General features: G+C 65.8%; 11 protein-coding genes and 1 pseudogene. 7 read left to right on the forward strand and 5 right to left on the reverse strand.

The genetic code is table 11. The features are described 5' to 3' along the window. Positions 1 to 33: 33 nt before the first annotated feature. The 4 genes and pseudogenes from BUS84_RS00695 to BUS84_RS00705 form a co-directional block, all read left to right on the forward strand. Positions 34 to 939 (forward strand): annotated as a pseudogene (locus BUS84_RS00695) (glycoside hydrolase family 62 protein); the annotation flags it as partial. Further along, on the forward strand, positions 922 to 1,275 hold the full coding sequence (locus BUS84_RS39275; protein WP_280175119.1) for a PxKF domain-containing protein: 354 nt from the start codon (positions 922 to 924) through the stop codon (positions 1,273 to 1,275). The pseudogene BUS84_RS00695 and the gene BUS84_RS39275, both read left to right, overlap by 18 nt. Before the next feature lie 83 nt (positions 1,276 to 1,358). Then, positions 1,359 to 3,488 carry a beta-xylosidase family glycoside hydrolase gene (locus tag BUS84_RS00700; protein ID WP_074307863.1) on the forward strand — a complete coding sequence of 710 codons (2,130 nt, stop codon included), beginning with the start codon at positions 1,359 to 1,361 and terminating at the stop codon, positions 3,486 to 3,488. 166 nt (positions 3,489 to 3,654) lie between these two features. Beyond that, positions 3,655 to 4,245: a helix-turn-helix domain-containing protein gene (locus tag BUS84_RS00705; protein ID WP_074307864.1), complete on the forward strand. Its 591-nt coding sequence runs from the start codon at positions 3,655 to 3,657 to the stop codon at positions 4,243 to 4,245. Here the strand turns inward: BUS84_RS00705 and BUS84_RS36360 are convergent. Both BUS84_RS36360 and BUS84_RS36365 read right to left on the reverse strand, forming a co-directional pair. Continuing rightward, positions 4,235 to 4,450 carry an integrase core domain-containing protein gene (locus tag BUS84_RS36360; RefSeq protein WP_244298293.1) on the reverse strand — a complete coding sequence of 72 codons (216 nt, stop codon included), beginning with the start codon at positions 4,448 to 4,450 and terminating at the stop codon, positions 4,235 to 4,237. The genes BUS84_RS00705 and BUS84_RS36360 overlap by 11 nt on opposite strands. Further along, positions 4,414 to 4,989, reverse strand: coding sequence for a DDE-type integrase/transposase/recombinase (locus BUS84_RS36365; protein WP_244298294.1), 576 nt, complete (start codon positions 4,987 to 4,989; stop codon positions 4,414 to 4,416). Before BUS84_RS36365 ends, BUS84_RS36360 begins: the two co-directional genes overlap by 37 nt. A gap of 300 nt (positions 4,990 to 5,289) precedes the next feature. Here BUS84_RS36365 and BUS84_RS00725 point away from each other — a divergent pair, with 300 nt between their 5' ends. Then, positions 5,290 to 5,517: a sigma-70 family RNA polymerase sigma factor family protein gene (locus BUS84_RS00725; RefSeq protein ID WP_143728128.1), complete on the forward strand. Its 228-nt coding sequence runs from the start codon at positions 5,290 to 5,292 to the stop codon at positions 5,515 to 5,517. Positions 5,518 to 5,615: 98 nt separating this feature from the next. Here the strand turns inward: BUS84_RS00725 and BUS84_RS00730 are convergent, their stop codons facing one another. Next, positions 5,616 to 6,626, reverse strand: a complete 1,011-nt coding sequence (locus tag BUS84_RS00730) for an alpha/beta fold hydrolase (protein WP_208869474.1) — start codon at positions 6,624 to 6,626, stop codon at positions 5,616 to 5,618. 54 nt (positions 6,627 to 6,680) lie between these two features. On the opposite strand from BUS84_RS00730, the gene BUS84_RS00735 reads away from it, so the two are divergent. After that, on the forward strand, positions 6,681 to 7,283 hold the full coding sequence (locus tag BUS84_RS00735; RefSeq protein ID WP_074307868.1) for a TetR/AcrR family transcriptional regulator: 603 nt from the start codon (positions 6,681 to 6,683) through the stop codon (positions 7,281 to 7,283). 237 nt (positions 7,284 to 7,520) lie between these two features. On the opposite strand, the gene BUS84_RS37000 is transcribed toward BUS84_RS00735, so the two are convergent. Both BUS84_RS37000 and BUS84_RS38830 read right to left on the reverse strand, forming a co-directional pair. Then, the gene (locus BUS84_RS37000) at positions 7,521 to 8,849 is read right to left on the reverse strand and encodes an LLM class flavin-dependent oxidoreductase (protein ID WP_074307870.1); all 1,329 of its coding nucleotides are present in this window, start codon (positions 8,847 to 8,849) and stop codon (positions 7,521 to 7,523) included. 663 nt (positions 8,850 to 9,512) lie between these two features. Further along, the gene (locus BUS84_RS38830) at positions 9,513 to 10,472 is read right to left on the reverse strand and encodes a hypothetical protein (RefSeq protein ID WP_208869475.1); all 960 of its coding nucleotides are present in this window, start codon (positions 10,470 to 10,472) and stop codon (positions 9,513 to 9,515) included. 403 nt (positions 10,473 to 10,875) lie between these two features. Here BUS84_RS38830 and BUS84_RS00750 point away from each other — a divergent pair, with 403 nt between their 5' ends. Continuing rightward, positions 10,876 to 11,484, forward strand: coding sequence for a hypothetical protein (locus tag BUS84_RS00750; protein ID WP_084756975.1), 609 nt, complete (start codon positions 10,876 to 10,878; stop codon positions 11,482 to 11,484). The last annotated feature ends 363 nt before the right edge of the window (positions 11,485 to 11,847 follow it).

The following is an 11,847-nucleotide window of genomic DNA, read 5'->3' on the forward strand; positions in this document are numbered from 1 at the left end:
GTCGACGACGCTCCGCTGGCCAACTCGTCCACGTCGTGTCCGCTTCCTTCAAAGTACAGTTGGACGTCCACGGGGTCACTCGCGACTCCGAAGGCGGGATCGGTCTCGCTCAAGGACTTCTCCACGGTCGAGTACAACGGCCAGCATCTCGTCTACGCGACCACCCACGACACGGGAACGTCGTGGGGCTCGATGAACTTCAGCCTCTTCGACGACTGGTCTGACATGGCCACCGCCACGCAGAACACGATGACCTCTTCCACGGTTGCGCCGTCGCTGTTCTACTTCGCTCCCAAGGACATCTGGGTCCTGGCCTATCAGTGGGGCCCGTGGCCCTTCATCTACCGGACCTCCCACGACCCCACCAACGCGAACGGGTGGTCGGCCGCGAGCCCACTGTTCACTGGAAGAATCTCCAACTCCGGCACGGGGCCGATCGACCAGGCGGTCATCGGTGATGACACCGACATGTACCTGTTCTTCGCCGGGGACAACGGCAACATCTATCGGGCCAGCATGCCGATCGGCAACTTCCCCGGCAATTTCGGTGCCGCCTCAACGATCGTGATGAGCGACACCCGCAACAACCTGTTCGAGGCGGTCCAGGTCTACAAGGTGCAGGGCCAGGACCAGTACATGATGATCGTCGAAGCGATCGGCGCCAACGGGCGGTACTTCCGCTCGTTCACCGCCACCAGCCTTGACGGTACGTGGACCCCGCAGGCCGCGACCGAGAGCAACCCCTTCGCCGGCAAGGCCAACAGCGGCGCCACCTGGACCAACGACATCAGCCACGGCGAACTGATTCGCACCAGCGCCGACCAGACCATGACCATCGACGCCTGCAACTTGCAGCTGCTCTACCAGGGCCGCGATCCGAGCTCGGGCGGTGACTATGGCCTCCTGCCCTACCGGCCGGGCCTGCTCACGCAGAAGAAGACCCTCAGCGGCTTCTACCAGCCAGTCGAAATGGACGGGGTGGTCAACGCCGTCAAGGCCGGAAGCACTGTACCGATGAAGTTCGAGGTCTACTCGGACGCCACGGAGCTGACCGACCCCGCCCTCGTAACCATGACAGTGGCCGATGTCGCCTGCGACGCCAGCGCGCCGACGGAAGAAGTCGAGTCTCTCACCACCGGCGAGACATCGCTTACCTACACCGACGGTCACTTCCAGTACAACTGGAAGACCCCGAAGAGCCCCGGCACCTGCTATGCCATTGCCGCCACGACAGAGGACGGATCGAGCATTACCGCTCAGTTCAGCCTCCGCTAGTCACGACACCGACAGGGAGGGGTTCCGCTCCGTCTCCTGCACCCCCTTCGTGAATCTCTAGAGTCGACAGTCCGGTCCAACTCGTGGACCGGACTGTCGAGTGTAAGGAAAGGAAGAGGTGCATTATGCCTTATCTGTTGACAAGAAGGCGGAGGGCCATCTTCGTCATGATGGCGCTCATCCTAGCTGTCGGGGGCCTGGCAACTGCCCAGCCCGCGCACGCAGATACGCAGGTCATCGGCTCGTCTGACAATGGTGACGGGACGTATGACAACCCAATGATCTGGGCAGACGTGCCCGATACGGACGTCATCCGGGTCGGTGACGCCTTCTACATGTCGAGCACGACAATGCATATGAACCCGGGTGTTCCGATCATGAAGTCATACGACCTCGTGAACTGGGAGATCATCAGCTACGCGTACCTGATCATGGATGACAGGCCGGCGACTACGCTGAAGAACAACCAGAACATGTACAGCCAAGGGACCTGGGCTAGCAGCCTAAGGTACAAGGACGGAATCTTCTACATCGTTGTCCCGTCACCGACAACGAACAAGACCTATTTCTTCCAGACCGAGGATCCAGAGCACCAACCGTGGCGCCGAACAGAGGTCAACACCCGGTACCACGACGGCAGCCTCCTGATGGACGACGACGGACGCAACTGGCTCGTCTACGGCAACAATCCCCTCAGGATCATTGAGGTCAACCAGACTGTGACCGGCATCGCCGCGGGCGCCCAGTCGCGGGTGCTCATCCAGAACATCCACGCGCCGGACCCGATCACTGGAATTACGCCCACGAGCGGGCTTGCAGAGGGCTGCCACATCCAGAAGATCGACGGCACCTACTACGTTGAGTGCATCACGTGGCCTTCCGGGAAGCCGCGTACCCAGGTTGCCCACCGCGCGAGTAGTCTCGAGGGCCCTTGGGAGTCCAAGACAATCGCCCAGGAGAATGTCCGGGTCGGGAATGGCACTGGCGGGCCAGCCCAGGGCAACATCGTCGACGACGGGCAGGGTAACTGGTACGGCGTAGTTTTCCGCGACAGCGGTTCAGTCGGCCGAATCCCTTGGGTCATGCCAATCCACTGGACCGATGGCTGGCCGATGTACGGTGACGACGAGACTGGCCTTCACCTTACGCGGGGTGGCCCGAAGCCAATTCAGGGCTTCGAGATGAAGAGCGTTGTCTCGTCAGATGAGTTCACCAATAGCGAGCCAAGGCCGACTTACAACGACGCGGTCCTGAATCCTCTTTTGCCGGAGTATGTATACAATGGTTCGAACCTCAAGCTCGAATGGCAGTGGAACCACAATCCAGACAATCGGTACTGGTCGCTGACCGAGCGCCCGGGTTGGCTGCGGCTTACAACGGGGCAGATGGCCACGAACATGCTAGATGCACGGAACTCGCTGACGCAGCGAACGTTTGGGCCAGCGTCCTCCGCTCAGGTAGCGCTCGATGTCAGTAGCATGAAGAACGGCGATCGTGCGGGCCTCGCGCTCTTCACTGCTAGATACGGCACGATCGAGGTGCGAATGGACAATGGTGCCAAGACCATCGTCATGATGAACAGCTCTTCGACCACGAACCACACCGATGTCGCGAGTTTTCCTCTCTGGTCGAACACCGTCTATCTTAAGGCGGATGCGGACTTCGCAGGTCAGTTGGACCGAGGAACGTTCTACTACAGCCTTGACGGCGTGCACTGGACCCAACTGGGTAACACCCAGCAGATGAGTTACAGCACGAATAACCACTTCATGGGGTACCGCTTCGCCCTGTACAACTACGCGACGACCGAACTCGGCGGTCACGTGGACTTCGACTACTACCGGATCAGCGACGAACTGCAGGGTGCAACGCCGCTGACGATCAGGGGCTTCTACCAGCCAGTCGACATGGACGGGGTGGTCAACGCCGTCAAGGCCGGAAGCACCGTACCGATGAAGTTCGAGGTCTACTCGGACACCACGGAGCTGGCCGACCCCGCCCTCGTAACCATGACAGTGGCCAATGTCGCCTGCAACGCCAGCGCGCCGACGGAAGAAGTCGAGTCTCTCACCACCGGCGAGACATCGCTTACCTACACCGACGGTCACTTCCAGTACAACTGGAAGACCCCGAAGAGCCCTGGCACCTGCTACGCCGTTGCCGCCACAATACAAGACGGATCGAGCATTACAGCTCAGTTCAACCTCCGCTAACACGACACCGACACGGAGGGGCTGCGCACACCGCAGCCCCTCCCGTCTTGTGCACTTCGCTCCTTCACCACAAAGTGAACCTGTTGGGCTCGTAAATTCGGTTCGGTGGCTGTGACGTGCGGCTTTGTGCGAGGTCGGCCCAATCAGGGCGGCGACGATCCAAGGTATGGCAGTCTCGCTGGTGTACCTGCTCCTGCGTCAGATCCTGCAGATGCTGACCCAGCTCGCCCGGGACGGCGGGGCGAAGGACGTCGAACTCCTGGTCTTACGGCGTCAGGTGGCGGTGCTGCGCCGGCAGGTGCACCGACCCGATCTCCAGCCCGCGGACCGGGTGGTGCTGGCGGCGTTGTCGCGGCTGCTGCCTCGGCAACACTGGGCGGCGTTCTTCGTCACCCCGGCGACCCTGCTGCGCTGGCATCGACAGCTGATCGCACGACATTGGACCTACCCACACGCGCGACCCGGCCGGCCGCCCGTAGACCGCGAGATCCGGGAACTGGTCCTGCGCCTGGCTGCGGAGAACCCGACCTGGGGGCATCGCCGGGTGCAGGGTGAGCTCGTTCGTCTGGGCTACCCGCTCGCGGCCAGCACGGTATGGAAGATCCTGCACCGGGCCGGCGTCGACCCGGCACCCCGCCGAACGGGACCGACCTGGAAGCAGTTCCTGACCGCTCAGGCGCACACCATCTGGGCCTGCGACTTCTTCACCGTCGACAGCGTGAACCGCCCCGGGTCTGGTGGAGTCCTCAGACTGTGACCAGTTCCGGCTGGTCGGGCTGGTGGTGAGCGTAGAACATCGATTCGTGTTCGGCGGGCGGGCGGTGTCCGATCGCGGAGTGCAGGCGGTGGTGGTTGTACCAGTCGACCCATTCGGCGGTGGCCAGCTCGACCTGGGCGAGGCTGCGCCAAGGCCGTCGCGGTTTGATCAGTTCGGTCTTGTACAGGCCGATCGTGGATTCCATGAGCGCGTTGTCGAGGGCGTCTCCGACGGTGCCGATGGAGGCGTCGATGCCGGCGGCGACGAGGTGGGTGGTGAACCGGAATGACGTGTATTGCGATCCGCGTCGCTGTGGTGGATCAAGCCCCGCGTCACGGTCCGGCCGTCGCGATCACGGCGCCAGAGGCCCATGTCGAGGGCATCGAGAACCAGGGGTGTGCGCTTGTTCGTCGCCGCTGACCAACCCACGATCGCCCGGGAGTACACGTCCACGACGAACGCGACGTAGACGACGCCGGCGAAGGTGGCGCAGTAGATCAGTCCGCGGAAGACGTAAGGATTGCGGGTGCGCTGCCTGATGTGTTGACCGCCGGTTCCCCGTCCCCGCCGTTGCAGTATCGCTTGGGCCTGCTCAAAGTCCGCGTCGTCGATGAGTGGTTCGTGGGTGATCTCCCTGGAGACCACCCACTTGTCGCGGGCGTTCCAGCGCATGACGCCGGTGTGGCCCATCGCCACGTCGTCGACGTCGAGCAGCACTTCATCGGTGCGTTGCTTGTTCCACACCTGCCGCCCGGTGTAGCGGGGGTTGGTGAGGATGACGCGGACGGAACAAGTACTACCAGTTCACCGCGATCGACGACTGCACCGGCCTGCGGGTGCTGCGCATCTACCCGACCCTCAACCAGAAGACGGCGATCCAGTTCGTGGACTACGTGCTGCAGCGGCTGCCGTTTCAGGTGCAGGTCATCCAGACCGACAACGGCGCCGAGTTCCAGTCGGCGTTCCACTGGCACGTGCTGGACAACGGCATCGCCGACACCTACATCAAGCTGCGGCAAGGGACCCGCCACCAGCCTGCAACCGGTGCACGGGCGCGACGAGGTGGCGCGGCTGCTCGTCGCGGTCGCCGCCAATGTCCCGGCGGGACTCGACATCCGCTACCGGTCGGTTAACGGCGATCCGGCCTCGATCCTGTTCGAACGCGGCGTCCCGTTCGCGGTCCTCGTGCTCGACCTTAACCCCGAGCGGGACGCGGTCCGCCGGGTCTTCTCCGTCACCAACCCCGACGAGCTCTCCCGGGTCGGCGGATGAGGCCGCGGCGCGGGCCGATCCGGGGAGGTTTCGTCGATCCCGCTACTCGATCCCGGCGACGAGTAGTAAGGGTCGTTCGGGCGTGGCGTGCCGTCCGGTCAGCTGTGTGGAGTGACGAGGTTGGCGATGTCGGTGGCGATCTGCTCGGGGCGTTCGCCGTTGACGGCGTGCGAGGCGCCCGGGTAGTGATGGACGGTGCCCTGGGGTAGAGCACGTCGGGCGGTCTGCGTTGCCGCCTGCGCGTCGTGCATGACGGAGTCGCTGGCGATGATCGCCAGGACGGGCAGGTTGAGCGCGCCGAGCTGCTTTTCGGTGATCCTGGTGGGTTGAGGTAGCCGTAGGGTGTAGTGCTGCATTCCGGCCTCGATCATGTCTGCCACAGGTACGTCCTCGACGGGAGCGCCACCGGCGGTGTAGGAGTTGAAGCTGTCGCGCCACGACTTCGGCAGCCAGGGCAGTGAGGCCGGCAGAGATCGCAGGATCGTGCCCAGCGGCATGTCCGCGAAGACGTAGACCGGGTCGACGAGGGTGAGCGTCGCGATGCCTGTCGGGTCGTGCAGCGCGAGGTTGACTGCTGTCCATCCACCGATGGAGACCCCGACGAGGTGGTACTCCTTCTCAGGCAGTGCGGCGAGGGTCTGGTGCAGCCAGACGGCCTGCTCCTCGTCGCTGGTGATGGGACGTTCCTGGATGCTCATGCCAGGCTCGCCGAGCAGGTCGATGGTGTAGACGTCGGCGATCTTCAGCAGGGACGGCAGGTTGTCGGCCCACATCGGTGAGGCCGACGCGCGCCCGGGAAGCAGCACGAGAGGTGCGCTGGTGTGACCGGTGCCGGCGAAGCGGTAGACCCGCACGATGCCAAAGTCCGTGCGTACGTCGATGCTTTCGGCGGGGGAGGGCATGTCGGCGAAGGCTTCGGCATAGGCGGCGCGGAAGCGGTCCTGGCCCTCGGCGCTGTCCCAGTAGCCGACCGGGGAGGGTGTGCGGATCGCGAAGGCGACGACCAGCGCGAGGAGCGCGCATGCCGTGACCGTGATGAGTGTGCGGCGTTTCCAGCGGCGGGCACGAGGTGCCGGGGTTTCGATCTCGATCTCGGTGTCGTCCGACACGTCTCGCTCCTAACCGTTCGGTAGATTTTCTAACCGTACGGTAGGCTGAGCTCCATGGCAAAACGACGAGACGAGGCATCGGAGGGGCCGCGGCGTGAGCTGACGTTCACCGAGCGCGCCCGGCGAGGGCAGTTGATCGAGTCCACGATCGAACTGGTCGCCGACAACGGCTACGCCGGCACGTCATTGGCGGGGATTGCCGAGCACGCCGGCATCACCAAGGCCGCCGTGCTCTATCACTTCCCGTCGAAGGACGCGCTGGTGCGCGACGCGTACGGGCACGTTCTGGGCGCGCTCGTCAGTGAGATCGCCGCCGTGGTCGGGGCCGCCGAGGTCGCCGACGGTCCCGCAGCCTACGTTCGGTCGATGATCGGCTATCTGCGTGATCATCCCCGGCATACCCGCATGATCGTCGAGGCGATGAGCCATGGTGATGGTGACCACGCCTCCAACGCGCGCTGGGGTCCGCTCGCCGAGATCATCACCGCCGCGCAGTCGGCCCGGGGTGTGCGGGCCGGTGACGCCCGGACCATCGCGATCATCGTCGGCGGGGCCATCGACGCGATCGTTGCCGAACGTCTCCATGACCCTGGCTACGACACCGTGACCGCAGCCGAGCGGCTCGTCCAGATAGTCGACGTGGCGCTGGCGCTGTAGGCGGCGCCCTTCCGAACTGCCGATCGCCGCGACGGAGACGATCCGGCTGGCGATCGCGGTCAACACCTATCGGATGGGGAGAGCCCCTCGACGAACCCCTTCGACGGCTTCCAAATCTCTCACCGAGGGTGTTCCCGACCGCGCCGGTCTAGGCTCAGTCAGGCAGCCGTCCACGGTGCACCCGTCGGGCGGTGGCGGCGCCGCGGCGCCGCGTGCCGTTGCGAATGTGGACTGCTCTCAGCCGTCGACGATGGCGCGCAGCTGCTCGACCTGCCGGACAGGGTCGCCGGCGATCGGGGTCACTTCCAAGATCGTAACCCCCGCCTCCCCGTACGCGGCCACTCGCTCGGCGACGTGCGACCGCGGGCCCACGAGGCTGGTCCGCTCCAGGAAGTCCATCGGCACGAGCCGCTCCGCCTCGTGCTTGTGCCCGGCCAGGTACAGGTCCTGGATCTTGATCGCCTCGCTCTCGTAGCCGTACCGGCAGGCCAGGTCGAAGTAGAAGTTCTTCCCGCGGGCTCCCATCCCGCCGATGTATAGCGCGAACGTGGACCGTAACTGGTCGAGCAGCCCCGACGTCTCCTCACCGATCGCCAAGGCGCCACCGGCCACCACCTGCAACGGCTCCAGGGTCGAGTCCCGCTCGCGGGAACCGGCTCGCAGAGGCTCGCCCCACACCTTCCCGGCGTACTCGGGGATGAAGAAGATCGGCATCCAACCGTCAGCCTGGCTCGCCGCCAGCCGCACGGTCTTCTCGCCCAGTGCCGCCAAGAAGATCGGCACGTTCGACCGCTCCGGCGTTGTCAGCAGCTTCAGCGGCTTCCCGAGCCCCGTTCCGTCCGGCGTTGGGATTGGGTGAGGGCCGTCGATCTGCAGCACGTCCCGGCGGAGGGCAGATCGCACCGTTCGGAGGATCTGGTCAGCGCGACCGAGCGGCTTCGTGTACGGCACACGGCCGGTGAAGCGCTGCAACTGTCGCCACCATTTCAGCTCGGCGATGGCATGTTCGACGGGAATCCGTTGTGATGACTGCTGTTTGCGTTCAGCTTCCCATGCGGTCTGACGTGCCGGTGGTGCACCGGGTCGTAGTTTCAGTGGCGGTGCGACGACCTGGCCCGGATGGGCCTTGGCCAAGCCTTGATAGCCGGCGTCGACCAGCACTGTCACCTGCGGGTAGGCGTCCAGCAGGGCATCAATGCCCTCGACCCGGGCGGCGGTGGTGTCATGCATCCGCCCCGGCCGGTGCCCACCGCACCACAGCGTCGACCCGTACTCGTCACTGACAACGGTGCTCTTGATCGTGTTCTGCTTCACCTTGCCGGACACGAACGCCTTCCGCCCGGGCCGCCCTACACGTGGGCGGCGGACCCGGATCTCGGTGGCGTCCAGGCGCAGGGTGACGCCTTCGGCGGCGGCGTAGGCGAACACGTCCGCCAGGGTGTGCAGTCGTATCCCGGTGGGCCGGGCATACCCTCGACGAGCCAGCAGCGGCCGGACCTGCCCGATCGCCCGGGTCACGGTCGAACGGTCCACCCCGAACGCCGCCGCCAGGGCTTCGTGCGGCACCCAGCCGCAGATGGGCGAGGGTGAGTATCAGCCGGTCGGTGAACCGCAGGGTCAGACGGCGACCGGCACCTGCCGCCCGCCGCCCGCCGCCGGCGATGCCCGCCCCGACGGGCATGCAACCGGCCCTCCGGTCCGGCCAGCCAGACCGGATACACCTCGGTTCGTAGCAGGTACAGATGCCGGCGGGAGATCCCACTGAACGCGGGATGACTGAACACACGACGCGCCCACCGGTTCGACACCCGAAGATCGTCACCCATACCAGGCTCACGCCACCGACCGTCCTATTGCGCACGAAGTCGTTAGCCCTCGTGCTCGCCGAGAATGGCTCCAGCCCACGGCTCGAAGAACTCCTGAGCTACGGCACGGCTAACGTCATTCCCGCCCAGCATGACAACGCCGTGAGATTCGCCGAATGGGTGCGGAACCGCGCAGCACGTTCAGCGTGAGCGGTCTGGCGACGTCCGCTCACTGGCGCGAGGCGCGCTGTCGTGCCGATGAGCGAGCGCATCCTCCGAAGAGGCAATCGTGCAGAGGAGCTGGTTGGCGTCATGCGGGCCGTGCCGGTGCCTCATGTCCACGATGGTTCGGCCTCGTTGTTGGTGGCCAGTTGAAACTCGCCATCGGCGGCCAGTCGGTGGGGAGCTAATTGGCCGCTGGCGGTCACTGTGCGTCACCATGCACAGGAGTGGTCCGAAGCCAGTACGAGCGGGCCGCGATGACCAGTGCGATCCCGTATGCAGCAAACGCGGCCAAGCCGATCCAGCCGACCAGCAGTGCGTCGCCTGAGGAGTGAAAGTCTCCGCGCCGTATCGTCACCACACCTGCGGTGGCCAGGGCTAGGTAGCCGACGCCGAGCACTCCGTACGGAGCGAGGGTGGCCGCACCTATCAGAGCCGGGGTCAGGGGGAGCCAGCGGGGGACGCGGCGACCGTGGAGGAACAGTGTCCACCGCGGGAAGATCTGACCCCACGGGCGGACCAGGCCCCAGAGCAGGAAGACGCCGAGTGCGGCCAGCAGCGCGGTGGCGTCCAGGCCCCAGGACTCCAGGGTGAGCCAGATCCCCGAGGCGCCGTTGCGTTCAGAGATCGCGCGCATCTCCTTGCCGCTGACCCCGGCGAAGGTACCGCCGGACGCCCAGACCAGCTTCATCATCGCGTACGGAAGGAAGGCCACCGTCCCAACGCAGGCGGCGAGTTGGACCGGCCCGGATGCGGCGGAGTGTGCCCGAAGGGGGGCCGCAGTGGACGGGCGGTGGTCCGACCGGGCGGTGGCCGCCAACAGGAGCATCCCCGCAGCCGCCAGCGCATGGTTCGCGGCGGACGTCCAACTTTCCACCGCCTGGCCGAACATCAGCGTGATCATGTCCATCAGCAGGCCGAACGCGGCCATACCCGCCAGCCCACACAACACCCACAGCAGCGCCCGCAGTATGGGCCGCAGCCCGTACCGCGCCGCCACCCCACATACCGGCGCCGCCAGTGCACCCCCGGCCGCGACCGCCCAACCCAGCGCGGAGGACCCCTGATGGCCGCCGAGAGAGAGCAGCGGGGTTCCGCTCAACGCGCACGCCAGGCCGAAGGCGGTGTACACCGCCGCCCAGAACATCGTTACCCCGCTCACCCAGCGCGGCCATAGCTGCCACCACCTACGCCACGACGTCCTCATCATCTGAAGACCACCAGTCATGCCCTGACCATCGCATCGACCGAGGCGCACAGCCTCCCTCGCCAGAGCGATCCCTCTCCCCCTGCCGAGTCCAGCCTTGCCGCGCAAACCGTGTCATGGAACGTGACAACGACTGGCCGTCGGTGGGGAATTTGAACGGGCCGCTGTCGCCTCGTCCGCCGTGCGTGTGGTCCAGGTCCCTCTTCCCCCGCGCGCGTGATCCGGTCCCCTCTCGAGGGGATGCGTGGGGCTCGGCGTGGCTGCGATCTTGAAACAGCAACGCTAGGCATTGCCCACCGGCTCGCGGGGTGCACATGGCCATCCGCAACGATCAGCGTTTGGACAAGGAGATTTCCCTATGACCGCTCGCACCATCCTGAGGAAGCTGCACGGCCGGACGGCGGTGGACGTGCCCCGCTGGGCCATGCTGGCCGCATACGCCGCCGCCCTGACCACGCTGCCCTCCACCATCTGGCGAATCACGGCCTTCGTCATCGAGGCTCCGCTCGTGAAGCGCGTGGACGCCCCGCCGCCAGGCCACGGTCCGATCCTGTTCGAAGGGGTCTGGTACATCATCACGCTCAGCCTGGTCAGCGAGGTGCTGGCACTCCTCGCCCTCGGGCTGGTGTGCGAGTGGGGCGAGGTGTGGCCGAGGTGGATCCCGGGCCTGCGCGGCCGCCGGGTACCGACCCTCGCCGCCGTCATCCCCGCCAGCCTCGGTGCGACCGCCCTGCTGATCTTCCCGTACGCGCTGGCCATGGTGGCCTCTGGCCGGATGCTCAACGGCAACCCGATCACGCCGATCACAGAGGGCTGGCAGAGCGTCGCGTTGTGGATCGCCTACCTGCCGCTGGTCGCCTGGGGACCGCTGCTCGGCATCTTGACCGTTCACTACTACCGGCGCCGCCGAGCTGCCCAGTCCGCCGCCGTCGGGTCCCGAGAGGCCGAGGTCGCCCTGGCCGGATGACAGGCCCATCCGAAGACGGCTCACAGCGTGCTCGATCATCTATCCGAATCACAATGCCCATGATTCGTGGCAGCGGGCTGACGCCGTCCGTACATCGGCGGGTGCTGGCCGCTGACGGATCAGCTAGCCGCAAGCCGCGCGGCCATCCTGATCTGCCGCCGACCGGGCGTGCCGTCGAGCCAGGAGCCGTCACACTCAGTGGTCGGTGCTCCCCGCTCGGCACTTTGAATTGCCGAGTCGATCTGCCGGCCGTGCTCCGGGCCGGCCGTGGTCCGTCGCCGCAGCACGCACCCCCGTCGGACCGCTCGCCTAGAGTCAGCCGCATGTACTTCGTGTGCCGGTGGCGTGAGGAATCGCCGTTCA

The organism is Micromonospora cremea (genome assembly GCF_900143515.1).
Lineage (GTDB): Bacteria > Actinomycetota > Actinomycetes > Mycobacteriales > Micromonosporaceae > Micromonospora > Micromonospora cremea.

Bases quoted from the DNA above. Each gene is read 5' to 3' on its own strand.
- BUS84_RS00750 (WP_084756975.1), top strand. From the start codon at position 10,876: ATGACCGCTCGCACCATCCTGAGGAAGCTGCACGGCCGGACGGCGGTG.
- BUS84_RS36360 (WP_244298293.1), bottom strand. From the start codon at position 4,450: ATGGAATCCACGATCGGCCTGTACAAGACCGAACTGATCAAACCGCGA.
- BUS84_RS00705 (WP_074307864.1), top strand. From the start codon at position 3,655: ATGGCAGTCTCGCTGGTGTACCTGCTCCTGCGTCAGATCCTGCAGATG.
- BUS84_RS00735 (WP_074307868.1), top strand. From the start codon at position 6,681: ATGGCAAAACGACGAGACGAGGCATCGGAGGGGCCGCGGCGTGAGCTG.